Genomic DNA, 24,320 nt, shown 5'->3' with positions numbered 1-24,320 from the left:
TTAGTTTTGATTATTCAAAACGCCTAGTTTCGAAGTAATTGCTAATTATATAAAGTTATCAATTACTAAAGTAACTAAACTATTTATCTACCAACTAAGCCCATACCATTAATGATTTTGTCTAGCATTTCATCAACCATTGTGATCGTTCGGGCAGCTGCGTTGTATGCATGTTGGAATTGAATTAAGTTTGTCATTTCTTCGTCAAGCGAAACACCACTTACGCTTTCACGGCGTTGGTCAACAGAAAGCCTTAATGTATCAGAGTTACGAGTCATTCTTTCGGCTTCATTTGTATTAACAGCCATATCTCCGATGACCCCTTGATAAAAGCTCATTACATTCGTTGTCGTTCCACCAAAATCTAGATTAGCGTCTTTTACGTTTGCTAATAAGAGTGCGTTAGATCCATCTCCAGAGAAAGCTTCTCCATTAATCCCTTTACTAGCAGCAATATTGTCCAAATGCGACATAATTTTATCTGAAACTCTTAAACTAGAAGCTGCTCCTTGGAAATTGCCATCAGACGGAACAAGGCTACCGAAATCAAAAAAATCAACTGGTGAATGTACGCCGCTTGCAATATCCGTCAAATTCCAACCTGCACTGTGTACAGCATTAAACTGTTGGACGAAAGTAAATACCATTTGATCCAAATTACGAAGCATTTCTGGATATAACCCTTTTTGCTCCAATAGGCCATTGTTCATCTTTACATATCCATACGCTTCAAGATCCGCCTTTAATTTACCAACGGCACGGAATGTATCAACATCAAATATATTTACTCCACCTGATGTTTTATAATCAAAATTTGGATCCTTAAGTGCATTTGCTGATGCGACGTAAACATGTTCTACTAAACCTGTACCTTCGTGAAAGGCTACTCTCATTTCGTTTGCTTCTAGACGCCTACCATCGACTAGTGTTACACCCATATCACGACCATTATCGTCGATTAGTTTTACCGTATATTTACCTTCAGCAATTTCTAACGATTGACCACCACTACCTACACGTTCAACCTTTACATTAGCGATTTGCGAAAGACGGTCGACTAACAGATCACGCTGATCATACAAGTCGTTTGGCAAATACCCATGTGGTTCTACAGAAGCAATTTGCTTATTCAAGTTATTAATTTGTCTTGCTAAAGAATTAACCTCATTTAGCGTAACGTTGATTTGTTCCTTCATATCACGCTGAACAGCTTTCAACGAATCAGCAGTGTAGTTAAATGTTTCTGCTAGAGCCATTCCGCGTTGGCGGACAACTGACCTTGCACCCGAGTCTTCAGGGTGAACAGATAAATCTTGAAGTGACGACCAAAAACGATCCAAAGTCTTTGCTAAGCCGTCTTCTGTTGGTTCATTCATAACGTCTTCCATTTTCCTTAGAGCAACCTGACGTGAATCCCAATATCCGAACTTACTAGTTTCTGCGCGGAATTGTGTATCGAGGAACCCTTCACGAATTCGTTGAATTGCCCCAGCTTTTACCCCTGTCCCCAGTTGTCCTGGTATCCCCGGCATGTTTAAACCAGGTTTTGGGAAGGCTTCAGTCTGACTAAAATTCACTCGTTGCCTTGAAAAACCAGCAGTATTTGCATTGGCAATATTATGTCCTGTTGTGTGTAGTGCCGTTTGCTGCGTAAAAAGCGCGCGGCGACCGGTTTCTAATCCGTGAAAAGTGGATCGCATTGTTGTTGTTCCTCCATTCCCTTATTCCAAGAAGCTCTCTATTTTTGTTTTATGCTTTTGTATCAAATAACGATCTTCCTAATTGCTCATCGTCATCATTCGTTGTTCTTTGGTAATTCCCTGTATCCGACTGCGGTTGTATTACGTCGAGAGATAAGTTAACAAAACGTAACGAATCTTGAATAAGCTGCTGATTTAATTCATTTTGCATCTTGAGTCTTTCAATTTCCTCAATTAATTCTTTTTGCAGACTTATTAGCTGATTTTTTTCCTCTTCATTTACATGAAGAAGGAGTTCAGTGACCGTTCCGCCTTCTGACGCTAATCCCTTACCATTGATAAAATAACGAACTAGTCGGACTCGCTCTTGTTCAAGCTGTTGTAGTTGTTTTAAGTAGGCGGATTCTTTTTGTAGGAGTGACCTTAAGTGAGAGATGTCGCCCTTTTTTAATGCCTCAGTTTTTTCTTCGGCTAGTTGATTAAATGTTGTATGGACTTGTCCTAATTTCTTCATACATTCAATTATTTGTTGGGCGGACATCTTTTTTCACCTCGAGTCTATTCGTTCCAAAATTCATAAAACTTTTTCGCCACATCTTGGGCGTTGACTTTATATTCTCCAGAGTCAATCTTAGCTTTTAGCGCTTCGACCTTTTCTTTACGTTCAGTAGCAATTCTTGTTTCTTGCTGCATTAATTTTGCCGTTGTCGAGATTTCTAGTTGATCTCTCTTTTTAGAAACATCACCTTTTGGCTGTTGTTTTTCAATCGATTTCCGATAAATATTTTGAATATTTCCGTACGGATTGATCTTCATTCTTCTCCACCTCTTTCCTTATTCCAAAAACTACTTTGTTATTTATATCGTCAAAAATACAGATTTGTTTAGGGTAAATAGAAGATTATAGGAAAAAGAATCCGCACAACAACGTACATCACTTGCCACGATTATTTTTTAATGAGTGATAAGTTGTAATCCGACTATTTTCCTCTTGCCTTTTGCGTGCTTCAAACTTCTTTTCAGCTTCTAAACGATCTAAACCTGAAGTAATATTACCTTTACAACTCCCGCAAATACGCCCTTCACGAATCATTGTTCCGCAAGCATCACATGGATATGCAAGATTTGGGAAGCTTTGCAGTGAAATCCGGCCTTGTTTGATAAATTTATAAATAAATTGTTGATCAACACCTGTTGCTGCTTCCACCTCAATAATTGATGCCATACGATTTTCTTTTTTTCTTACATATTGGTAAACAGTCTGATAATCTTGATCTTCTTGTTTTTGACAATCCTGACAAACGTCACGAAAGCTTTTCACAAATATTTTATTACAACGTGGACAATTAAGTAGCTCTGCCATTGAAATTCCCCCTGTGATAAATTTTGATATTAATTATATCGGCATATAAAATGATCTCGTTAAGCGTTTATAAAAAATTTGTCGAACAGCGAGGGGACGCAATGGTGATGACTGATAGCAGCAAATCGTTAGACACTTAGCCTCTGGCTACGGTAACCGCAAAAACTTTCTCTGCTCCACCGATAGCTCTCAGAACACCGGCTGCTGCATATAGCGTTGCACCTGTCGTATAGATATCATCGACTAACAAAATAGTCTTACCTTGTATTTTGTTTTGTAAGTTCGGTGCCAATTGAAATTCTAACTTTTTCTCTAAGCGCTGTTTCCGCGTTTTCTTGCTTTGCTTTACTGTATCTTCAGGTTTGAGAAGTGCTTCAATTATCGGAAACGGTATACTCTCTGCTAAAGCTATGGCTTGGTTAAAACTTCTTTCGTATAATCGCTGACTACTTAACGGGATTGGCACAACAACATCAATCTTCTCGTAATCGCTAAGCAGCTTTTGAAGACTTGGCCAGAATAATTTGACCAGTTCGGCATCACCACGAAATTTCCACCTTGCGATGACCTCTTGCAAAAAATCATTGTAAACGTAAAGCGAACGGTTTTTTATTAACGCAGCTTCACCCCAGCTGTGACAATCACTACAAAGATCACCAACCCGGTATTTAGGGTCTAGGTCAGTAAAAGGACGACCACATTTTTGACAAATGTCGCCTTTGATTTTTTCTAATCTAGGTTTACATTGCTCACATAACGGCATAGGAGTTGATCTACCAAAGACAAACTGCCAGCTAATACTTTCAATAAAAGTGGAGTGACACCAGAGACAGTGCATTTAGAAACCTCCCAGCTTATTCATCAAGTTAATATGGTCGATCGCATCAAGCATCGCTTCGGTATGACCATAATGAAAAAAGATGATTTCACCACATGGAAATTGCGCACTTCTGCCGGCGCGACCGGAAATTTGAACGAGAGCACTTTCAGTAAAGACATCATCATCAGCTCCGTAAACAGCTACCGCTACATTCGGAACGGTTACACCACGCTCTAAAATTGTCGTTGTTACTAATAGTTGAATTTCGTTATTGCGAAATTTTTGCACTTTCTCGCGACGGTTAGGATCTTCAGCATGAACACCATCAAGTCGTTCAAATTTTCGTTGGAGGATTGGTACAAGTTGGTCGAGCACGATAACCGATGGTACAAAGAGGAAGGTTTGTTGCTGCTTGGCAACTCTTTCAGTGAGCCAATTGATAATGGTGCCTGGCACCTGCTTTTTTTTGAGTAGCTTACGCCAGTTTCCGGCCCATGTCGGTTTAGGTACTGGTAGTGGGTAGCCATGAAAACGGCTGGGAATTTTAACAATCTCGAGGTCGGGTGATTTTTGCAGTTTTTTATCCGGGGTTGCTGTTAGGAAGATGGTCGTTGCTTCTTTCTTGGCTGCTTTATTGGCCGCATATTTTAACATCGGGTCATAGGAAAAGGGAAATGCGTCGACTTCATCAATCACAACAAAGTCAAAATGGTTTTCATAGCGGAGCAGTTGATGCGTCGTCGCGATGACAAGTTGACCCTCTTTGCCACGGTCTTCACTACCGCCATATAAAGAAAGTACGGATACATTCGGGAAGACTGCTTTAATTCGAGGGGTTAGTTCGTGGACAACATCACTCCTTGGTGTCGCAATCAAAACTGTTTGGCCATGTTCGATCGCTTTATTTATTCCTTCAAATAATATTTCTGTTTTTCCGGCACCACAAACGGCCCAGATAAGGATTTTCCGTGGTGTTCCGACAGCCGCAACAATTTTACTTGAGGCATGTTCTTGACCAGCTGATAATGTCCCTTGCCACTTAAGAGTTCGCACTCTCTTTCCATAGTCGATGGTTGGCCCTGACCATGTTAGTAATGGTGTGCATTGCGAAACTTTCCCCATCGTAATACAGTGACGACAATACAAACATTCATCTTCACATCTTGCACAAGCATGCTTGGCAAACAATTGTCTTTTTTCGTTGCCACAGCGCCTGCAAAAATAAGAGTTATTTTTTTCGATAATCGCTTTATGATAAGTAACATACCCACTTTTATAATGTTCATCGATGTCTTCTAGCGGAAAAGGTATTTCTTGAAGAAGAAGGATACGACCATTGAGCACTTTTTGGAGAGAAGTTGAGTAGTTATAGGTGGCGTTTATAGGAGGGGTTTGGATGTCTGGTAACTTGCTGATTGCTGTAGGTAGTGAATTTGAGGGGTGCAAATGAGCAGGGGCGACAAAGCGAAAGGAACCGGAGTCATAAGATACAAATTTCATAAACTTATACACCTCTTTTTTAATTAAAGATATAGGTGTTGAGTTAAGAGTTTAGGCGAGTAAATTATTTATCGCTTACCCACATAACTCAACACCCTACTAATTTTAGCCTTTATACCAACCTATGCCAATACTACCTTCACCAAGATGAGTTCCGATTACTGGTCCAAAGTAGCTGATTGATAAGTCCGCATGAGGATATTCCGTTTTAAGATGCGCTGCAATTTTTTCAGCTTCTTCCTCGCAATTGCCGTGGATTACGACAATATGAATAGGTTCGCCAGTCTTAGCATCTTCATCTAAAAGACCGTAAATACGGTTAAGAGCTTTTTTTGCTGTTCGAACTTTTTCAAAAGGAACGATCTTTCCTGCCTCGAAATGAAGGATTGGCTTAATTTGTAGGAGACTTCCTACTAATAATTGCGCACCGTTTAGTCGACCACCACGATGCAAGTGACTTAAATCATCGGCCATAAAGTAAGCACGCATATTAGCTTTCATTTCCTGCAAACGAGCGAGGATTTCATCTGATGACTTACCTTCATTCGCAAGCTTTGCTGCTTCTAGAACGAAAAAGCCTTGTGGCATACAGCTCAGTTCAGAATCAAAGGGAATCACTTCAATCCCTTCAACCATGCTTCCGGCTGCTACAGCTGATTGGTACGTGCCACTTATTTCGCTTGAAAGATGGATCGAGATTACTTGGTTGTGGTCTTTAGCTAAGCGCTCGAATTCGACCGCAAATAAGCCGATCGCCGGTTGAGAAGTCGTCGGCAAATTTTCAATTTTTTTCATCATTTCATAAAAATCGGGAGCTGTAATTTCAGTTTCCTCTTTGTAAGTTTCATTGCCAAAAATTACATTGAGGGGAACCATTGTAATCCCTAACTCATCTCTTATCTGCTTGGGAATATAAGCCGTACTGTCTGTAACAATTGCTATCTTACTCATAGTTATATCCTCACTTTAATGTATTTTCGTTTTCAAAAAAGCCTGTACAGTAATTGTACAAGCTCACACTTAACCTAATTATATACTTTTATAGTACCAATAACCTTAATAACTGTCCATCATTATTCCCTTACAAATAAGAGCAAAATCCGACAACAATAAAAGATTGATGAGTTAGTAGAGTCGTGTCAGATAAACAGCTTAATTAGCAGTTTTTCGTGTTACAATATCCTTCCAAGTTAGCGAACCATGACCCAACCATTTTTTATCGCTTCCACAACTGCTTGGGTGCGATCGTTGACATTCATTTTTTGCAAAATGTTGCTTACATGGTTTTTAACCGTTTTTTCACTAATAAATAGGAGTTCTCCAATTGAACGGTTACTTTTTCCATCTGTCATTAGCTGTAAAACTTCGCACTCACGACGAGTTAACAAATGTAGTGGTCGACAGTATTCAACTTCTCGGTAACCAATTTCGGTGTCGGAAGTTGCTTCAGTAGCTAAACGGCGATATTCATTAATAAGGTTATGAGTTACCTTAGGATGGATATAAGCACCACCATCGGCAACGACTCTTACTGCTTCAATTAAAGAGTCGGCATCCATTTCTTTTAATAAATATCCTGAAGCACCTGTCTTCAATACATGTGTTACATATGTTTCATCATCATGAATAGAGAGGATTAACACTTTGACATTAGGATATTTTTCGATAAGCTGCCTTGTAGCTTCAACCCCGTTCACTTTAGGCATGTTAATATCCATTAAAATGACATCAGGTTGATGTTCCTCAACAAGGCTCATAGCTAATGCACCGTCATCACCTTCAGCTACGATATCAAAGTTATTTTCCATCGCTAAAATTCTCTTAACGCCTTCACGAAACAACTGATGATCATCAATAATGACAATCTTGATAATTTTTTCTTCTTGATTGAACATAAAAATAAATCCCTCCTCTAATTTCTACTTATGTATAGGAATTGCTAGCATAATCATTGTGCCTTTATTAACTTTAGAGTCGATAACCAGCTCACCTTTTAACATATTTACTCGCTCTTTCATACCAAGTAAGCCAAAGGTACCTTCTCTTTTTTCACTTTGATCGAAACCTTTACCGTCATCTTTTATGACAACAACGACCTTCAAAGCCTTTATTTCTATTTTAACTTGGACTTGTTTTGGTTTTGCATGTTTATAGGAATTTTGAACAGCTTCTTGCACAAAACGGAAAATAGCTATTTCAAGGGCGGCAGGGAGTCGCTCTTCTTTCCCGATATTTCGGAATGCGATTGTCATTCCGGTATGCTCTTGGAAATTTTTTAGGTATTTTGCTAATGTCGGAATTAACCCCAGGTCATCTAAAGCCATCGGACGCAGATCATAAATAATTCTTCTTACTTCAGACAATGAATTCTTGACCATTACTCTTAAGTCGCGGATTTCCTTTAAGGCGTCATCAATGCCTTTTTCACGATAGATCCGTTCAACTAGTTCTGAGCGAAGGAGTACATTTGCCATCATTTGTGCCGGTCCATCATGAATCTCCCTTGAAACGCGCTTTCTTTCTTCTTCTTGAGCTTCAATAATTTTCAAACCAAACTCTTGCATTTCTTTTGCATCATTAATTAGTTCGGTCACTTGTTGAAGGTCACTTGTTAGATAATTTAATACAACGGATATTTGCCCAACTAACGTTTCTGCTTTTTTAATCGTCTCTTGAATTCCAATGAGCCTGCGTTCAAGGGTGTCACGTCGTTCTCTTAGCTGACTTTCCTCTTGCCGATATAATGCGAGTTTCACTTGGAAATCATTTGCCATTTCGTAAGCGTTACGAACTTCTTCATCTGTATACTTATCAAAATTTTTGCTAATCTCTGCTAAGCGGTTACGGGCAAAACGCGCATGTCGTTCCATTCGATCTGTATTTTCAATAACTGTAGCTACTTTCATTTGGACTTGAGCTAATTCAACCTGAAGTTGCGAATATTCATTTCGTGATTGCTCCGTTATATCAAAAACTTGTTCCTTACTTTGACTAACAGTTTCTAGCATTTTATCCAAAATCTCATCTAATTTTGTTTTATTCGACATTTTAGTCCCTCACTTTAATGTACAGAACTATACTTCTAGATAATAGAAACTAATTACCTAATATTTATATAGGTAAACTTTACTAGTTGACTTTCGCTTTTGGTATTTTTTCTAAATGAAATTTATTAGTCAGATACAGTTTGTACACTATTTCATTGTTTTGACAACTCTTGTTTTCATTCTACCATATATCGAGAGGTTTAATGTATTTCAATAGTGGTAAATAGTTGATTTTACCTAAGTGTGATGTGTTACACTTAGGCAAAGACCAAAACGGGTGCCAGGCACCTTACGTTAAAAGCGGTGCCTGGCACCCTACGTTTAGTGCTGGTACCGTGAGATTACGGAAGAGGTGTATTTTTTGGCGACAACATTCTTTACTGTTAAGGGGTATGGAGAGCATGAGCTCGTCATTCAAAAATCACGTTTCATTACGTATGTAGATCGTGTATCATCTGAAGCAGATGCTCAAGCCTTTATTGAAAAAATTAAAAAAAAGCACTGGGATGCAAATCACAATTGTTCAGCATATCTTATCGGCGAAAATGACCATATCCAAAAAGCAAATGATGATGGTGAACCGAGTGGAACTGCTGGCGTACCAATGCTTGAAGTATTAAAAAAACGTGGACTAAAGGATACCGTTGTCGTCGTGACTCGCTATTTCGGTGGAATTAAGCTCGGTGCAGGTGGATTAATTCGCGCATATGGAAGTGCTACTAGTGAAGGTCTTAATGCGACAGGAATTTTTGAGCGAAGACTAATGCAAATATTTCATACTAAAGTTGAATATACTTGGCTTGGAAAGTTAGAAAATGAACTCCGGACTTCCCCTTATCTCATAAAAGAAATAAATTATTTAGATCAGGTAGAAGTTCAGACGTATGTGACTAGTGGCGAGGAAGACACTTTTATTAATTGGATGACAGATTTGACGAATGGGCAGGCAAATATAGTCAAAGGTGAGACCGAATACATGTATTACGATGTTATATTATAGCCGAATAGTTAGTAAACATCACTCAATATAAAGAAGCAGTTCGGTTTTCTAAAAAACGAACTGCTTCTTTATGTTTTTTAAAAATTGTTCCTAGAGCAACTGCAAAACATCTTTTTATGGCTAATCAATAATGACTTACCTTCAACATGATGTCGCTGGTTTCCCTTTAACAAGCCTCTAAAATCCGCTAAAATTTTACAGCGAAGAGAAAGGGAAGCCAGCGACTTTTATAGGTGATGCCGGTTTAGTGTTCGGGGACATTAACCATCTAAGTTGGAGGTAAACTTCATAATTTTTTTATTTCTTGCTAAAGTTCATTTTTTTGTTTATGAATTGGACACCTAGGACAGTATAAACACTAAGTACTATTCATCCAATCCCAATCAAAGTAAATAGTGAGGTAAATAACATGAATGAATTAGTTAGTACTTATCTTTTTGCGCTTATTATTTCCTTTTTGGTTGCCGTTATTTCTACACCAATCATTTCAATGTTCGCAAAAAAAATCGGCGCTTTAGATAAACCAAATTCCAGAAAAGTTCATAAGAAGGCATTACCAAGACTTGGTGGACTCTCGATTATATTTGGTACCTTATCTGGTTACTTTTATTTAACACCATACTCTGTTTATTTACCATCTATTTTTATAGGTGCACTAATCATTATTACCGTTGGCATAGTCGATGACACTTATAGTTTAGCTCCCATCTATAAACTAACTGGGCAAACTTTAGCAGCACTCTTAGTAGTAACTGCTGGCTTAAAAATTGAATTTATTACTTTACCCTTATATGGGGAAATTCATTTCGGTGTTTTTAGCTATATATTTACAATCTTATGGATAGTAAGTATTACAAATACAATTAATTTAATTGACGGCTTAGACGGTCTGGCTGCAGGTGTTTCGATTATTGCACTAACTTCGATCTTAATTATGGCCATTCTTAATAATCAATTGGTTATCATCGCTTTGTCAGTTATCATCATTGGTAGTACATTAGGATTTCTCATCTTTAATTTCTACCCAGCAAAAATATTCATGGGTGATACAGGTTCAATGTTTTTAGGGTTTTCCATCTCGATTATTTCAATGATGGGGTTACTAAAAAGTGTTACTTTGTTAAGCTTTGTTATTCCAATTATCATTTTGGCTGTACCAATATTTGATACTTTTTTTGCAATTATTCGCCGTATATTAAACAAACAAAAAATTTCTGCTCCTGATAAGTCACATTTGCACCACCGCTTTCTAGCGATGGGATTTGGACATCGTTCTTCTGTATTAATTATTTATTTATATAGCACTTTCTTTGGTGTAGCAGCTATCTTATTTTCAACTGCAACTCTTTGGGTATGCTATACAATTATTGTCATTTCGTTATTATTAATACAGTTCACAGCCGAATTTGTCGGATTAATCGGTGAGAGAAAACCGTTAATTACAGTAGTGAGAAAGATCATTCTAGATGTAACACAAGGGGTGAAAAGCAACTAAAGCCTTCTCTAATTAATTTAAATAACCCAAGACATATAGGACTATTGACTCGGTGCTTTCAAAACCATTGTCAACGTCATTATAAGTCCTGGGACAAACTTGCTGTATTTACTGTTTCTCACCTAAAGCAAACATTAGTTCAGTTTCAGCGACGACTTTCCCGTCTACATAGGCAATGCCTTTTCCTTTGCCAATTGTCCCTCTAAGGCGTGTAATTTCGACTTCAAGGCGTAGTTGATCACCTGGTTTTACTTGGCCTTTAAAACGGCAACCATCAATTCCAGCAAAGAATGCAAGCCGTCCACGGTTCTCTTCTTTTATTAACATGGCTACAGCACCTACTTGCGCTAGTGCCTCAATAATTAATACACCAGGCATTACTGGATAATCAGGAAAATGACCATTGAAAAATTCTTCATTAGCGGTGACGTTTTTAATACCAACTGCTCGTGTTCCTTCCTCAAGTTCAACAATACGGTCAACAAGCAAAAATGGATAACGGTGTGGAATGATTTCTTTTATTTGTTGAATATCTAACATACTTTTAGTACCTCCTATTAATAACAGATCTTATATTTACATTGTATCATATTTAGCTCGTGTCTACACCACGTTAGTGAACTGTTACCCTAAACTTCATTCATTTAAGCAAAAGTGAGCTTACTGGAACTTAGCCATAAATAAAAAGCTAGGAAACTTATAAGTCTCCTAGCTTTTTATTCAGTATCTTTATAGATAATATCATGAATTTTTAACCAAGGGCCTTTTTCTAAGATATCCTTTGGTTCACCGTCACCTATTACACCATATCCAAACATAGCACCAGCTATAAGGCTTCCAGCAAAAATAAGTGTCACTAAAATAATTCGTACCCAAATCGGTATTAACCGAATTCGTTTACGTTTATTTCGCTTTGTTTTCACCTTTTTTTGTTTCTTCAGTTCTTGCCTATTGTTTTCTTCATTAGTTTGCTTTTCGTTTTCATTCGTCATTTGATACACCTTTTCAGTTTTGGAGTGAGAAAAAGTTTTAAATGCTGATTTTTAAAAAAACCAACTAACCTCTAATATTATTGACTAAGCCCATCATTTGATCAGCAATCGAAATCGATCTTGTATTAAATTGATATGCACGTTGAGCCAAAATTAGTTCGCTCATTTCTTTACCAAGATCAACGTTCGAACCTTCTAAAGCACCTTGAATTAGTACTCCACGATTTACAACATTGTCGACAACGTCACCAAAGTTTAATCCTAACTCTTGTAGATTAGGAAAGGTATAGAAATTATCTCCATTATTTTGAAGTAGTTGCGGTTTCGTAATCTTCACTAATTGAAGTTGGCCTACATTACGTTGCGTATTGTCCTTTAAAGTAACTTCTACTCTACCTTCTTCAGTTACTCTAATCGAATCGTAGTTTGCTGGAATCACCATTGGCGTTCCTGTAGAAGACATTACGTAGTCACCATCACCAGTAACAAGGTATAATTCTTCACCATTGTTTGGATTGGGACTTAAATAAAAGGTACCATCTCTAGTAAAACGACGCTCTCCACCTGGTTCTGTCGGCATAGCTTCAAAGAACACACCTTTTTCCGATAACGCCAAGTCTAAGGCTCGTCCAGTTTGCATAATTGACCCTTGTTCCATTCTCACATTTGTTTGAGAGACACGAGCACCTGAACCAACACGTAGACCAAACGGTGTATTTCGACCTGTTTCTTGACTAGCTACAGTTTGATTGTTTAATTGTTGAAATAACAAGTCTTGAAACTGAACATCACGACGTTTGAAGCCGTTTGTATTAACATTTGCAACATTATTAGAAATCGTATCTAATTTTTTTTGCAATTGCCCCATTGTCACTGACGCTGTGATCATAGATTGATTCATGAGAGCACCTCTTTTTAATGTGAATGTAGATTATTACACCTTTGCTAAATGTACAACTATTTACTATTAGCCAAGTCTTCCTATTTCATTTGCAGCCTTTTCCATACTTCGATCATAAGCCTGCAGTACTTTTTGGTTCGCTTCAAACGCACGGTAAGCTGTCATCATATCTGTCATTGTTTGCGCTGTATCAACATTAGATCGCTCAATGAAGCCTTGGTGTAATTGATAAGCAACATTTGCGTTTCCTATAGCTGAGATGACAGGTTGTCCACCCTCAAAACGAAGGAGTCCATTTCCTTCTTTGACGAGCTGATTAGGGTCAGCAACAAATGCCACGTTAATTTGCCCAAGATTTTCTCCAGCCTCGTTAACGAGAACTCCCTCTCGCGTCATTTGGAAATCCTCATTACCTACATTTAGTCGTGCACCATTATTATTAAGGACATAATACCCTTCACTTGTCGTTAAGAAGCCTTGTCCATCAATTGTGAAATTCCCATTCCTTGTATAGCGTGTTTCACCTGCTTGATTTTCAACGGTAAAAAATAATGCGCCAGGTTTGCCAGTCTCTTGATTTGTTGGCACTAAGCCTTGAACGAGGGCAATGTCTGTGGTATTCCCTGTTTCATGGATGTCTCCCTGACGAAAGTTTAATGTACGTTCTTGTAAATAAACACCTGTACTTAATTCACCAACGTGATGTGATTTTCCAAGAGGACGATTGTCGACACCCATTGCTTTAATAAGCAAGTTTGGGAATGCACGAAGTGAAGCATCATCAGCTCTATAGCCTGGTGTATTAGCATTAGCTAAGTTGTTAGTTAACATTTCCTGGCGCCTTTGCTGTGCGATCATTCCGGCAGCAGACGTATAAAATCCACGGATCATTATTTTTCACCCCTAGTAATTACGTTCTTCTATATATATCGGTTTGTTTGCCTATTAGTTTAAATTGTAATATATAGTAATTTACGTGATGTGATTAGGGGTTTCACCCTTTGTTACCAATCACTACCAATCTATATTTCCTGTTAGTATTTATATTTACGCCTTGAGACCTTGTCCAAGTTTTCAAGTAGAATACCTGTTCCTTTTGCCACACAATGCATTGGGTCCTCAGCAATTAACACAGGAACTTTTAACTCCTCTGCTAGTAGTAGATCTATTCCATGCAGTAATGCTCCACCACCTGTTAGAATTGCACCACGATCAATAATGTCTGCTGAAAGCTCTGGTGGCGTCTGTTCTAAGACACTTTTTGAAGCTTGGACAATATGTGATATTGCCTCTTCAAGAGCTTTCTGTATCTCATCTGAGTATACGGTAATGGTTCGTGGAAGTCCACTAACTAAATCACGTCCACGAATGTCAATTTCTTCTTTTCTGCTGCCTGGGAAAACGGTTGCCACTTGAATTTTAATCATTTCAGCAGTGCGTTCTCCGATTAATAATTTATACTTCTTTTTCACGTAGTTTAAAATCTCATGATCAAACCTGTCCCCTGCAACCTTGATTGAAGAGGCGGTGACAATATCGCCCATTGATAATACAGCAACATCTGTTGTCCCACCGCCTATGTCTACGACCATGTTACCGCTTGGTTGGTAAATATCCATTCCTGCACCAATAGCTGCCACTTTCGGTTCTTCTTCTAAGTAAACGTTTTTACCGCCACTTTTTTCTGCGGCTTCTCGAATCGCCTTTTGTTCAACAGAAGTAATGTTTGTTGGACAACAAATTAAAATTCTAGGTTTCGCAAAAAATCCTCTCACGTTAATCTTGTCTAAGAAGTGTTTAAGCATTGATTCTGTTAAGTCGAAATTTGCAATTACTCCATCTTTCATTGGACGAAGGGCAACAATATTTCCTGGCGTACGCCCAACCATACGGAATGCCTCATCTCCAACTGCTAATACTTTATTTGTCTGTGTATCTATTGCGACAACTGAAGGTTCGTTTAAAACAATACCTCTTCCTTTTACGTGAACGAGAACATTTGCTGTTCCTAAATCAATTCCAATGTCCCTGCCAAACATCAATTTTCCTCCCTGCTTTTGGTAGCCGTTTCATCTATTATTAAAAGTTTATATCTAATGTAATATTTTATCATATTTTGTAAGTGCAGGGATATTTTTTTTTTTTTGAGTTTAAGGTTGAGTTTCTACTACCTTTCTTTGGACTGGTTCAGTCTTCTGATACTTAACTTTTGTAGCTTCTCCGCCCCTTAAATGGCGTATTGACTTATGGTACTCTAAAATTTCTTTTACCTCATTTGCCAGCTCTTGATTAATTTCAGGCAATCGTTCTGTTAAATCTTTGTGAACAGTGCTTTTGGAAACCCCAAACTCTTTTGCAATCGTGCGGACGGTTTTCCTTGTTTCGACGATGTACCTGCCAATCTTGATTGTTCGTTCTTTGATGTAATCGTGCACACCTCTCGCCTCCCAATTCATGAGGTCCCTCGAGCTGAACTTAAGCAGTCCATTATAAAAACCCATCCCTTATGTAAAGATGAACTCTCATGTAAAATACGCCTCCGTCCAGTTTTCGCGAGATCCTTCCTTTAATAACTGATGATTTGTAACATTTTATTAAGGTAGACGGGTATATATGCATAAAAGGTGATGAGACAAGGTTTTTAATTTATGCAGATTGATTTTTTGAGGGTCTGATGTGGTCTCAAAGATTTGTGGGGAGGAAAGGTGCGCGATTTAGATCGTTGTCTATTATATGACCTAATCTATCTTGATGAGGAGTTACAATCGCCACCTGGACGATTAATAGAGTAGTATTAGGTGAATAATTCCCCTAATACTAGATTCAAGTGGTGTAATCAATCTAGTATTCATTGATAAAATAAAACTAGGTCCTTTAGTTACCCTTTTGGAAATATGTAGAATTATTCTTCTCAGTAATTGGATTATAATATACAATATTCTTATCATTTTGAGAAATTAGTTACTGACCACTAAACTAGTTGGCGAACTTGTATGAATTAAAGTGATCAAAGTAATACAAATATTAAAATAGGTTTTAGTAGGCCAAAATTAAGGTCTTTTAAAAAGCCAGGGGGATAGTCATGAATACCGAGCCATTATATATTCTTAATTCGAAATATAATTGTAAAAATAAATACAATTTGGACCCTACTGAATTTCCTAAACTTAATTTAGCCCTTACTGAAACTCTAATATTGAGCGAAAAAAGACGGTATGAGGAAATTTTGAATGTCACCAAGCACTTTATGAGTAAATTATCGTTATACATGGAGGGCGTTCAGACTCTTTTTATCCTAACAAATGAAGAAGGAACCATTATTGAGATATTTGGCGACAGCGAATTAAAAAAAACCTTTAGTGTTATTCCTGGACTTAAGTTTGAGGAAGAAACTGCAGGAACAAATTCAGTCAGCTTATGCTTAAAACATAAACATCCAATTCAGGTGATCGGTAAGCACCATTATCATCATTGTTTTTATGATTTTTCTTGTACAAGCTGCTTATTCCAAAGTATTGATCAAAAGTATAATCCTGTGGTTGGAACAGTAACGTTAATGACGAAAATAGATGACAGTAGTACCTTTCATCTTGGACTGCTATCTTCCGCCGTCGATTCCATTGAGCGTGAAATAACGGTAAATGTCCAAAATAGAAAACTCCAAGAATTAAATCAAATTATGCTCAACACAACCTGTAACGGGATTATTATTACTGATCAAGATGGTATTATTACTTCCATTAACGAGAATGCCGAAAGATTATTTGAAATTAACAAACCACTTTGTATAGGTAATTCAATTGTTAACCTTGAGAAAATCGGCCAATACTTTATGAATGCGCTAGAAAAAAACGAGAAAACGGTCAATGTTGAAATCTGTTATCAGGTGGGCAATGAAAAAAAATATTTTATCATTGATGTTCTTCCTATCTATGATCAAAAAGAAGAGCTCATAGGCTGTTTTGGACAATTTCGAGATATTACAGAAAGGTATGTGCTAGAGCAACAAATCATTGAAAATGAAAAGCTATCAACAATTGGTAGACTTAGTGCTGGTTTAGCCCATGAAATTAGAAACCCACTGACACCTATTATGGGGTTTGTTCATTTGTTAGAAAAATACTATTCAGATGATACAACAAAAATGTATTTAACAATCATTGGTGAGGAATTACAACGGGTCAATCAGCTAGTTACAAATTTTGTCCTTACATCGAAACCCGATGCCCCATCAAAAAAGAATACAAATGTCTTTGGACTAATCGAACAAACCGTCCTTTTTTTAAAAAGTGAGGTAGCTTTGAAAAATATTCAAATAAAAGTTTTCAACCTCCTTTCAAAAGCCCACGATTTGTGTATTGATGTTAATCAAATAAAACAAGTTTTAATTAATCTAATTCAAAATGCAATGGATGCTACACCTAGCGGCGGAGAAATCTACGTTGAGGCATTGGAGGATGCTGAGGGCATCTCTATAAAAATTAAAGATTCCGGAAAAGGAATTTCAAACAAGCAACAGGAGCAACTATTTTCTCCATTTTTTAGCACAAAAGAAGATGGTGTTGGTTTAGGCCTATACGTATGTGAGCGAATTATCAAAAGTCATCATGGTAGAATTATTGTCGATTCAAAATTGGGAGAAGGATCTACATTTACTGTTTATATACCTTTCACTAAATAAAAAGAGACCGAAAAAATAGACACCGCCATAAACGGCAGTGTCATATCGCAAAAAGTGCCAGCACTTGGTTCTGCAATGACTTGATGATCTTTAACGCTTGAATTAACTCTTCTTTTTCACGAGATTTTAAATGTGTAAATTTCACGACTGATGTGCTCTCTTTACCTTGTTTGAACCGTGTCCACCCCTGACTAACGCGAATTTTTATCGCAACACTATAAGCGAATTTCAAGCCATCTGCAAAGTCTTTAGTAAATACATTTGATTTTGTTAAGGTGGCTATTTTCTGCAGGGGGGTCCCCTCGTAAATTCCGTTTTTTATTGCTAGTATTTGCAAACAATGGTGAAACGGAAACAACACATCTTTTTTTATATCAATGATCGTTTTTTCCAAGCGAAATAAGGCACGAATTGGATGGTCGAGCGTTGGTACTGGGTAATCTTTTTCTACTTTAGCCATTTGATACATAAAAATGCGCGCCTTTGCGTTTTGTTCCTTAATAACAGAAAGGAAACGGTTATGGAGACTTGCATCTCCGTAAACAAACCTCATCGAAAAGAAATTTTGCCCAAGTAAAATATGTTCTGTTGTCGAGCGCACACTCCAGCGCCGGAGCCTGTCACTCCAGGTACTTATCGATCCGCACCATGCATCTTCACTAGCCATCATTTTCCCTTTACAATGCTCGTACCCCGCTAATGTTAGCTGCCTGACGATCTCAGCACCGAGCAAACGAAAATACTCTGTAACATCTTCACCATCTTCGTAAACTAAAAAGTGATCTTGATCAGTTAAAAGAAACTGTTCGCCACGTCCACCACTGCCCATTTGATACCACGAAAATGGAACAGGTGGTTTTCCTACGACTTGTAAAGCTAGCTCTACACAATGGCGTACAAGACGATCGTAAAGCTTTGTAATTACTTCTAAGATATAAATAGATGGTAACTCGTCATGAATTAATGTCTCTAAAACTTTATAAATAGCATCTTTTACTTCACCAATATTCTCAGAAGTTGAGTCTTCTATAGTTTGAATCACATTTAATTTTCCGCGATCTTTTTTCCTCATTAAATCTGACAACGTGACAATACCAACAACTTCACCATTATCTTCGACAACTGGAAGATGCTTAATTCCACTCATCAGAAGCGTTGAAAGAGCTTCATAATAGTAGGCATCCGGACTTATACTGTATGGATCAGTCGTCATAATCTCGAACGCGGGTCTATTTAGCCGGACATTACTTGCTACGACTCTAGCAACAATATCATTCTCGGTAATAATTCCGACAAGCTTAACTCCATCCATGACTAATACAGAGGTTGTTTTCTTTTCAAGCATTTGTTTAGCGACGTTTTGGATCGTGTCATTAAGCGAGATTGAATTGACAGGGAAATGCATAATATCACGTATTCTCTGTATGAAAGGATCACTTTCGCCCCACTTACTAGCCAGTTCAACTTGTTCAGCGAGTGAGCCGTATATATCACGCAGCCTCACTGAAACCTGCCTTAACACAAAGTCTCTCACATTTTCATCAGGCCAGCGTTCCTCTACAACTGAGTATGGAACTTGTAAGCATGTTGTATCTTCAATGGCCTTTACTTCTACAGTATAGTGGTAGACATGGGTTTGTGGCTCTCCTAAAAAATCTGCAAGACTAGAAAAACCGATGATATCATTTGTTTGGAGAACTTCTAGCACTTCTCCTAGGTTATCAGAATTAACTAGTACCTCTGCCATCCCTTGTAAAATAATGAGTAGACCTTCACGCGGTGTTTTTTTATATAGAACCGTATCCCCTTTTTTATAGCTTCGTAACGTACACTTTTCCATTAACTCCGAAAAAACTTCAGATGACACCCCTTGAAACAAGGGGTGTCGATTAATTTTTTCAAAAAATGGGTTATCTTGTTGAAGCGTCATCTAACCAAACCTCACCATCTTTGTAAGTCATCTGTTCAGGGTATCTTAGATCAATACACTCATCCTGAAGATGTTGTGGTGGTGCTGCGGTTAATTTAGAGACAGTGTACATGACGATCAAGTTAACTGGAACACCAAATACTCCAGCAGCTGTATCTAGTAATCCGAAAATCGTAATACCATTCTTCGCTAATATAATATACGTAATCGTCACGAGAAGTCCTGATAGCATTCCGGCGATCGCCCCTTGGGCATTGGCACGTTTCCACCATACACCTAAGAGTAGTACCGGGAAGAACGTTCCTGCTGCAAGCGAGAATGCCCAGGCAACAATTTGCGTAATTACTCCAGGCGGATCAAGAGCAACAATCCCAGCAACAACTGTTGAAAGAACAATTGCCAAGCGTCCAGCTTTTAATCGTTTTGCATCACTTGCATCTGGGCGCATGAGTCGATAGTAAATATCATGAGCAAATGATGATGATATCGTAATTAATAATCCACCAGCGGTAGAAAGAGCAGCAGCCATGGCACCAGCTGCGACAAGACCGATGACGAACATACCTAAGTTGGCAATTTCAGGTGTTGCCATTACTACGATGTCATTACTAATGACAATCTCTTTCCAATCAAGAATTCCATCTCCGTTTAAGTCGGCAACCTTAAGTCGTCCTGTATCAACCCAGCTTGTCGTCCAAGCGGGTAATTGGTCAATTGGACTACCAGCTACTTTCGTCATTAAAATAAATCGTGAAAACGCCGCATAGGCAGGAGCTGATAAGTATAAAAGTCCGATAAACAGTAGGGCCCAAGCTCCGCTCCAGCGTGCTGCCTTCATCGTTGCAACTGTATAGAAACGAACGATAACGTGTGGCAATGCTGCTGTCCCAACCATTAAACAAAACATTAACCCTAAAAATTGTGCTTTGTTACTACTAGCAAACGGTGCAAAGTATTCGGTAAATCCAAGCTGCTTATCTATATCACCAAGCTGGCTGACGATATTATGGTAAGAAAGCCAAGGCAGTGGATTTCCTGTTATTTGTAGCGACATAAAAAGCACAGGAATTAAGTAAGCGATAATGAGAATAATATATTGAGCGACCTGCGTCCAAGTTATCCCCTTCATTCCACCTAGCGTTGCATAGATAGCGATGATAACAACACCAATCATAGTTCCATACATCGTATTAATTTGCAAAATTCTACCTATTACAACTCCTGATCCTGATAGCTGACCGATAATGTAGACAAAACTGATAATAATTGTCGCAATCGCAGCAATCAATCTACCAGTGTTTGTTCCAAAGCGATCTCCGATAAACTCAGGAACTGTATATCTCCCATATTTCCGCAGTTGTGGAGCCAATAAAAAGGTTAAGAATAGGTAACCACCGGTCCAACCCATAATATAAGCAAGACCATCATAGCCTAAGATCATTACCGTCCCAGCCATCCCTATGAATGAGGCAGCGCTCATCCAGTCACCACCAATCGCCATCCCATTCCAAAACGGTGGAACACCACGACTCGCTACGTAAAAATCAGACGTCACTTTCGCTCGACAATAAATCGAGATCCCAATATAAAGGGCGAAAGTTGCAAAAATAATTGAAATAGACATTAAACCTTGTGCATCCATATTTTTCACCCCCTATTTCTATATTTAATGGTCTAACGATTTCCCTGCACTCAAAGATGCATTCCTTTCTTCATCAATGCCAAAATCTCGGTCTACCTTGTCGCTTAACACAGCGTTGGTGAACAGAAGGCAAATAAATATTAAGACTGCCCCTTGAGCTCCCATGAAGTAGTGCAATGGTACCCCACCGATCAATGTAAATTGCGAAAAAAACTCTGCAAAAGCAACAATTCCAAATGAAGCAGCAAAACCAATCGTTAAAAAGATAATGATGTTTCTTGTTCTAACACGAAAATATGCATCCGCTACTTCCTTTTCAATTTTTTTCATAGAAATTTTTTACCCCCTTCCTTTTTGTTTAATTTATCGTCACATAGGAACAGAGTTCCTATGATAGACGTATACTACCTAAGACTGAAAATAAATTTTACTGTCTCAAAAAAGCCTAATGGAACCATCGCAATTTGAATAAAAATAAATAGAACTAGTGCTAAAATAGGAATTCCTAGTAAACTTGGCCGTTTATATTTCACTGTAGTGAAAACGCTTACTAAAACTATTAATAAAAAAACATAAAACATTTTATGCCCTCCAACTCTATGTTTTTTAAATATTCATAATTTTTACAATAATTGTATTATTACAGAATTAATTTCCAATTACAAGTGAGAAATTACACTGTCCCACTATTTTTTTGTCGACAAAATTGTTTAATTTATGGGATGTGACAGCGAAAACTGTCGTATTAGGAGGGATGTAAAAAAACAGCCTCCAGTTGCTATTTGCAACAACTGGAGGCTGTTTTGAATTCAGATTAACTTTGTGTTTCTTCATTTTCCTCAACGTCGTTTCCATCAACGCCGTCTTCTTCAAGATCATCATCTTCAAGCGGCTCTTCTACAACAGCTTCTTCTTCTTCCTTATCAGCTGTTGGAATAGCTGATACTGGTTGGTTAAAGAAGTCGTTTGGATTTACTGGAACTCCATCATGACGAATTTCAAAGTGTACGTGAATGCCTGCATCTTGGTTATAAAGGTTTCTACCAGCTTGCCCGATAACTTCACCTTGTTTAACCGTTTGACCTTCTTCAACTTTTAATCCTTCTAAGCTTTGGTAAACTGTAATAACGTTGTTCCCATGCTCAATATAGACTTGGTTACCAAACAGAGCATCTTTTTCTGCTTTTACTACAGTACCACTTAAAGCGGCAACAACATCAAATGTTTCCCCACTCTCCATCGCGAAATCAATACCTTTGTTGTGACGGTAAGTATTATTGTAAAGGACGAGAGCACCTTGCTGTTCTTCTTCTGTTGCATTAAAGTCAAAATAGTGTCCAATAATCTTAACTTCTTCTTCATTTAAAACTGGCTTTTTAAACACTTCATTGACTGTCGTTACTGGTAAAGCTTCTTCAAAATCTGGACCTAAATCTGTTTCTGTACCTTGGCTAACATTTGGATTAGGATCGTCTTTTACAATTTCGTCAGAACCTTGAAGCCAAATCACTGTGCTTAATACTAGTGCTGCTAAACCAAGATAAACTGCAGGTAATACCCAACGTTTTTTCATTTGTTTCTGAAGGTTTGCCTTCATTTTTGCTAATTTAGAAGATTGGTTTTCTTCTCTCATTTAATCATCACCTCAGCAATCAGTGTGATCAAATTATTAGAATTATATACTCAATTAGAAAAAAATTTTAATAAATTATTTTTCGACAAAGTTGGAGAAATTATTCATAGATTAGGTGAATTTCATAATTACCTTAATCAAGCTATAATAAAACTATATGTAGTTGCGAATGGTTTATACGCAACTACATATAGAACTTAATAGCGAAAATATGAATTATGAAATTCATAAGATTATAAAAATAAAAAAATAGAATTTAGAAGTGGTTGAGATTACGTTAAAAGCCGCTCCACTGTTACTTCTAAATTCTATTTCTAGCTATTTTTTTGCTGTTACATTTGCAATAAACGGATCAATCGAAGAGATTTGAACTCCATTATAATAGTATTTAATGATCTCTTGATAATTTTTCCCTTCTTTAGCCATTCCCTCCGCGCCCCATTGGCTCATTCCAACTCCATGTCCCCAACCCTTTGTTTGGATGACGACATTATTTCCATTCCTTTTCCATTGAAAATCACTTGAATCTAAATCTAGCTTCTCTCTTATATCTCTACCTGTAAATGTTTTACCATTCACCTCAACTGTAGCTACTCTACCTCCTTGTGTCCTTGAAGTAATTTCTCCAACCGTTCCATCCCCAGGAAGTTTTACTCCTAAAGCATTAAAAAATTCTTGTGATGTAATAGTTTTTTCTGTTTTATATCTAGGTGATTCACTGTCCCATGGACTCTCAACACTTCTTAAGTATGGAAACTTGTTTGGCCAATAATCTTCAGAGTTTTCTGTATAACCGTTACTTGTCGAAAAGAATGAAGCTGTTATTGGACTTCCCTCATAGGTAATAATTTGTCCGCGAGTAGCACGGACTGCTTCTGTCACTTTTGCTTTAGCCCAATCATAGTCTTTGCCCCAAAATTCTCTGAGATCAGCATCACTTCGAAACACTTGGTGCTGCACCGTATCGGTTACTTGTGCACCCTTAGGGATATTTATCTCACTAGGATTTAACATATGCTTAATAATATAGGTTCTAGCTGTTAACGCCTGCGCTTTTAGAGCTTCTATGGAGAATTCAGCTGGCATCTCTGAAGCAACTACGCCAATGATATAGTCCTCGAAGTCAAACTCCTCTATCTTTTGTGTTTTAGACCTAAAAACAGCGACCGTGAGATCTTCTGGTAAGTCCATTCCCTCGCTAGTAGAGTTAATAGTGTTTGACGTTTGAACTGATACTGATTTGATAGACTTGTCTGTTTCATTTCCCTGAAATGCTAGAACTAGCATTGTCGGTATAATAAGAATAACGCTACATAAGATTGCCCCAATAATAATGATTTGCCGCATGTACTACGCCCCCATACTTTGATATTATGCTTCGATTAGTAGACGATACTTCTAATATATTGTCTCTAGCATTGTATGCTCTTTTACTAGAGATTAGACCTTGTTTGTAATTTTATTTTTGTGCTTATTTTTTAGTACCAGGCACCTAATCCACCAAAAAAGGGAATTAGCGCAAGCGCTAATTCCCTTTTCTCAAGTCCGTGTACAATGGACTTTTATGGCACATTTTGTCTTTTTTAGGTGCCAGGCACCTATATAACAGGTGCCTG

Annotated in this window: 24 protein-coding genes; 3 read left to right on the top strand and 21 right to left on the bottom strand. The window is 37.8% G+C overall.

The window, feature by feature from the left end; all coding sequences use genetic code 11:
- Positions 1 to 83 precede the first annotated feature (83 nt).
- The 9 genes from flgK to ACK4M9_RS17280 form a co-directional block, all read right to left on the bottom strand.
- The gene (gene flgK / locus ACK4M9_RS17320) at positions 84 to 1,700 is read right to left on the bottom strand and encodes a flagellar hook-associated protein FlgK (protein ID WP_409853294.1); all 1,617 of its coding nucleotides are present in this window, start codon (positions 1,698 to 1,700) and stop codon (positions 84 to 86) included.
- Between the two features lie 49 nt (positions 1,701 to 1,749).
- A complete protein-coding gene (locus ACK4M9_RS17315) occupies positions 1,750 to 2,241 on the bottom strand; it encodes a flagellar protein FlgN (protein WP_409853291.1) in 492 nt (163 codons plus the stop codon).
- Positions 2,242 to 2,258: 17 nt separating this feature from the next.
- On the bottom strand, positions 2,259 to 2,516 hold the full coding sequence (gene flgM / locus ACK4M9_RS17310) for a flagellar biosynthesis anti-sigma factor FlgM (RefSeq protein WP_409853290.1): 258 nt from the start codon (positions 2,514 to 2,516) through the stop codon (positions 2,259 to 2,261).
- A gap of 118 nt (positions 2,517 to 2,634) precedes the next feature.
- Positions 2,635 to 3,063, bottom strand: a complete 429-nt coding sequence (locus ACK4M9_RS17305) for a TIGR03826 family flagellar region protein (protein WP_409853287.1) — start codon at positions 3,061 to 3,063, stop codon at positions 2,635 to 2,637.
- 136 nt (positions 3,064 to 3,199) lie between these two features.
- The gene (locus ACK4M9_RS17300) at positions 3,200 to 3,901 is read right to left on the bottom strand and encodes a ComFC family protein (RefSeq protein WP_409853284.1); all 702 of its coding nucleotides are present in this window, start codon (positions 3,899 to 3,901) and stop codon (positions 3,200 to 3,202) included.
- On the bottom strand, positions 3,902 to 5,227 hold the full coding sequence (locus tag ACK4M9_RS17295; protein ID WP_409853282.1) for an ATP-dependent helicase ComFA: 1,326 nt from the start codon (positions 5,225 to 5,227) through the stop codon (positions 3,902 to 3,904).
- Positions 5,228 to 5,488: 261 nt separating this feature from the next.
- Positions 5,489 to 6,334 (bottom strand): DegV family protein, encoded by an 846-nt coding sequence (locus ACK4M9_RS17290; protein WP_409853279.1) that lies wholly within the window; start codon positions 6,332 to 6,334, stop codon positions 5,489 to 5,491.
- Positions 6,335 to 6,573: 239 nt separating this feature from the next.
- On the bottom strand, positions 6,574 to 7,278 hold the full coding sequence (locus ACK4M9_RS17285; protein WP_409853276.1) for a response regulator: 705 nt from the start codon (positions 7,276 to 7,278) through the stop codon (positions 6,574 to 6,576).
- A gap of 24 nt (positions 7,279 to 7,302) precedes the next feature.
- Positions 7,303 to 8,430, bottom strand: coding sequence for a sensor histidine kinase (locus tag ACK4M9_RS17280; protein WP_409853274.1), 1,128 nt, complete (start codon positions 8,428 to 8,430; stop codon positions 7,303 to 7,305).
- Between the two features lie 361 nt (positions 8,431 to 8,791).
- Between ACK4M9_RS17280 and ACK4M9_RS17275 the strand changes: the two genes are divergently transcribed.
- Together ACK4M9_RS17275 and ACK4M9_RS17270 are read left to right on the top strand one after the other, a co-directional pair.
- Positions 8,792 to 9,430, top strand: a complete 639-nt coding sequence (locus tag ACK4M9_RS17275) for a YigZ family protein (protein WP_409853271.1) — start codon at positions 8,792 to 8,794, stop codon at positions 9,428 to 9,430.
- Between the two features lie 409 nt (positions 9,431 to 9,839).
- A complete protein-coding gene (locus ACK4M9_RS17270; RefSeq protein WP_409853268.1) occupies positions 9,840 to 10,925 on the top strand; it encodes a glycosyltransferase family 4 protein in 1,086 nt (361 codons plus the stop codon).
- 108 nt (positions 10,926 to 11,033) lie between these two features.
- Here the strand turns inward: ACK4M9_RS17270 and fabZ are convergent, their stop codons facing one another.
- From fabZ to spoIIID, 6 genes are all read right to left on the bottom strand, one after another.
- Positions 11,034 to 11,465: a 3-hydroxyacyl-ACP dehydratase FabZ gene (gene fabZ / locus ACK4M9_RS17265; protein WP_409853265.1), complete on the bottom strand. Its 432-nt coding sequence runs from the start codon at positions 11,463 to 11,465 to the stop codon at positions 11,034 to 11,036.
- A gap of 176 nt (positions 11,466 to 11,641) precedes the next feature.
- Positions 11,642 to 11,917 (bottom strand): DNA-directed RNA polymerase subunit beta, encoded by a 276-nt coding sequence (locus tag ACK4M9_RS17260; RefSeq protein WP_409853262.1) that lies wholly within the window; start codon positions 11,915 to 11,917, stop codon positions 11,642 to 11,644.
- A gap of 64 nt (positions 11,918 to 11,981) precedes the next feature.
- On the bottom strand, positions 11,982 to 12,818 hold the full coding sequence (locus ACK4M9_RS17255) for a flagellar hook-basal body protein (RefSeq protein ID WP_409853259.1): 837 nt from the start codon (positions 12,816 to 12,818) through the stop codon (positions 11,982 to 11,984).
- Positions 12,819 to 12,884: 66 nt separating this feature from the next.
- Positions 12,885 to 13,709, bottom strand: a complete 825-nt coding sequence (locus ACK4M9_RS17250; protein ID WP_409853257.1) for a flagellar hook-basal body protein — start codon at positions 13,707 to 13,709, stop codon at positions 12,885 to 12,887.
- A 143-nt stretch (positions 13,710 to 13,852) separates the two neighbouring features.
- The gene (gene mreB / locus ACK4M9_RS17245; RefSeq protein ID WP_409853254.1) at positions 13,853 to 14,857 is read right to left on the bottom strand and encodes a rod shape-determining protein; all 1,005 of its coding nucleotides are present in this window, start codon (positions 14,855 to 14,857) and stop codon (positions 13,853 to 13,855) included.
- Positions 14,858 to 14,968: 111 nt separating this feature from the next.
- Positions 14,969 to 15,253 (bottom strand): sporulation transcriptional regulator SpoIIID, encoded by a 285-nt coding sequence (gene spoIIID, locus ACK4M9_RS17240; protein ID WP_409853251.1) that lies wholly within the window; start codon positions 15,251 to 15,253, stop codon positions 14,969 to 14,971.
- Positions 15,254 to 15,900: 647 nt separating this feature from the next.
- Here spoIIID and ACK4M9_RS17235 point away from each other — a divergent pair.
- Complete coding sequence (locus ACK4M9_RS17235) at positions 15,901 to 17,499, top strand: ATP-binding protein (RefSeq protein WP_409853247.1); 1,599 nt, start codon at positions 15,901 to 15,903, stop codon at positions 17,497 to 17,499.
- 40 nt (positions 17,500 to 17,539) lie between these two features.
- Here the strand turns inward: ACK4M9_RS17235 and ACK4M9_RS17230 are convergent, their stop codons facing one another.
- The 6 genes from ACK4M9_RS17230 to spoIID all read right to left on the bottom strand — a co-directional run bounded on the left by ACK4M9_RS17230 (position 17,540) and on the right by spoIID (position 24,051).
- Positions 17,540 to 19,429, bottom strand: coding sequence for a DUF294 nucleotidyltransferase-like domain-containing protein (locus ACK4M9_RS17230; protein WP_409853245.1), 1,890 nt, complete (start codon positions 19,427 to 19,429; stop codon positions 17,540 to 17,542).
- Positions 19,410 to 21,071 carry a sodium:solute symporter family protein gene (locus tag ACK4M9_RS17225; RefSeq protein WP_409853242.1) on the bottom strand — a complete coding sequence of 554 codons (1,662 nt, stop codon included), beginning with the start codon at positions 21,069 to 21,071 and terminating at the stop codon, positions 19,410 to 19,412. The genes ACK4M9_RS17230 and ACK4M9_RS17225 overlap by 20 nt, the downstream gene beginning before the upstream one ends.
- 24 nt (positions 21,072 to 21,095) lie before the next feature.
- Complete coding sequence (locus ACK4M9_RS17220; RefSeq protein ID WP_409853240.1) at positions 21,096 to 21,401, bottom strand: DUF4212 domain-containing protein; 306 nt, start codon at positions 21,399 to 21,401, stop codon at positions 21,096 to 21,098.
- 74 nt (positions 21,402 to 21,475) lie between these two features.
- The gene (locus ACK4M9_RS17215) at positions 21,476 to 21,652 is read right to left on the bottom strand and encodes a hypothetical protein (RefSeq protein ID WP_409853237.1); all 177 of its coding nucleotides are present in this window, start codon (positions 21,650 to 21,652) and stop codon (positions 21,476 to 21,478) included.
- 233 nt (positions 21,653 to 21,885) lie between these two features.
- Complete coding sequence (spoIIQ, locus tag ACK4M9_RS17210) at positions 21,886 to 22,704, bottom strand: stage II sporulation protein SpoIIQ (protein WP_409853234.1); 819 nt, start codon at positions 22,702 to 22,704, stop codon at positions 21,886 to 21,888.
- 318 nt (positions 22,705 to 23,022) lie between these two features.
- Complete coding sequence (gene spoIID, locus ACK4M9_RS17205) at positions 23,023 to 24,051, bottom strand: stage II sporulation protein D (protein WP_409853231.1); 1,029 nt, start codon at positions 24,049 to 24,051, stop codon at positions 23,023 to 23,025.
- Between the last annotated feature and the right edge of the window lie 269 nt (positions 24,052 to 24,320).

It is taken from the genome of Anaerobacillus sp. (assembly GCF_046314235.1).
Lineage (GTDB): Bacteria > Bacillota > Bacilli > Bacillales > Anaerobacillaceae > Anaerobacillus.
This window is presented reverse-complemented; position numbering and strand designations above follow the sequence as displayed.

Bases quoted from the DNA above. Each gene is read 5' to 3' on its own strand.
- flgK (WP_409853294.1), bottom strand. From the start codon at position 1,700: ATGCGATCCACTTTTCACGGATTAGAAACCGGTCGCCGCGCGCTTTTT.
- ACK4M9_RS17315 (WP_409853291.1), bottom strand. From the start codon at position 2,241: ATGTCCGCCCAACAAATAATTGAATGTATGAAGAAATTAGGACAAGTC.
- flgM (WP_409853290.1), bottom strand. From the start codon at position 2,516: ATGAAGATCAATCCGTACGGAAATATTCAAAATATTTATCGGAAATCG.
- ACK4M9_RS17305 (WP_409853287.1), bottom strand. From the start codon at position 3,063: ATGGCAGAGCTACTTAATTGTCCACGTTGTAATAAAATATTTGTGAAA.
- ACK4M9_RS17300 (WP_409853284.1), bottom strand. From the start codon at position 3,901: ATGCACTGTCTCTGGTGTCACTCCACTTTTATTGAAAGTATTAGCTGG.
- ACK4M9_RS17290 (WP_409853279.1), bottom strand. From the start codon at position 6,334: ATGAGTAAGATAGCAATTGTTACAGACAGTACGGCTTATATTCCCAAG.
- ACK4M9_RS17285 (WP_409853276.1), bottom strand. From the start codon at position 7,278: ATGTTCAATCAAGAAGAAAAAATTATCAAGATTGTCATTATTGATGAT.
- ACK4M9_RS17280 (WP_409853274.1), bottom strand. From the start codon at position 8,430: ATGTCGAATAAAACAAAATTAGATGAGATTTTGGATAAAATGCTAGAA.
- ACK4M9_RS17270 (WP_409853268.1), top strand. From the start codon at position 9,840: ATGAATGAATTAGTTAGTACTTATCTTTTTGCGCTTATTATTTCCTTT.
- fabZ (WP_409853265.1), bottom strand. From the start codon at position 11,465: ATGTTAGATATTCAACAAATAAAAGAAATCATTCCACACCGTTATCCA.
- ACK4M9_RS17260 (WP_409853262.1), bottom strand. From the start codon at position 11,917: ATGACGAATGAAAACGAAAAGCAAACTAATGAAGAAAACAATAGGCAA.
- ACK4M9_RS17255 (WP_409853259.1), bottom strand. From the start codon at position 12,818: ATGAATCAATCTATGATCACAGCGTCAGTGACAATGGGGCAATTGCAA.
- ACK4M9_RS17250 (WP_409853257.1), bottom strand. From the start codon at position 13,709: ATGATCCGTGGATTTTATACGTCTGCTGCCGGAATGATCGCACAGCAA.
- mreB (WP_409853254.1), bottom strand. From the start codon at position 14,857: ATGTTTGGCAGGGACATTGGAATTGATTTAGGAACAGCAAATGTTCTC.
- ACK4M9_RS17235 (WP_409853247.1), top strand. From the start codon at position 15,901: ATGAATACCGAGCCATTATATATTCTTAATTCGAAATATAATTGTAAA.
- ACK4M9_RS17230 (WP_409853245.1), bottom strand. From the start codon at position 19,429: ATGACGCTTCAACAAGATAACCCATTTTTTGAAAAAATTAATCGACAC.
- ACK4M9_RS17225 (WP_409853242.1), bottom strand. From the start codon at position 21,071: ATGGATGCACAAGGTTTAATGTCTATTTCAATTATTTTTGCAACTTTC.
- ACK4M9_RS17220 (WP_409853240.1), bottom strand. From the start codon at position 21,401: ATGAAAAAAATTGAAAAGGAAGTAGCGGATGCATATTTTCGTGTTAGA.
- ACK4M9_RS17215 (WP_409853237.1), bottom strand. From the start codon at position 21,652: ATGTTTTATGTTTTTTTATTAATAGTTTTAGTAAGCGTTTTCACTACA.
- spoIIQ (WP_409853234.1), bottom strand. From the start codon at position 22,704: ATGAGAGAAGAAAACCAATCTTCTAAATTAGCAAAAATGAAGGCAAAC.
- spoIID (WP_409853231.1), bottom strand. From the start codon at position 24,051: ATGCGGCAAATCATTATTATTGGGGCAATCTTATGTAGCGTTATTCTT.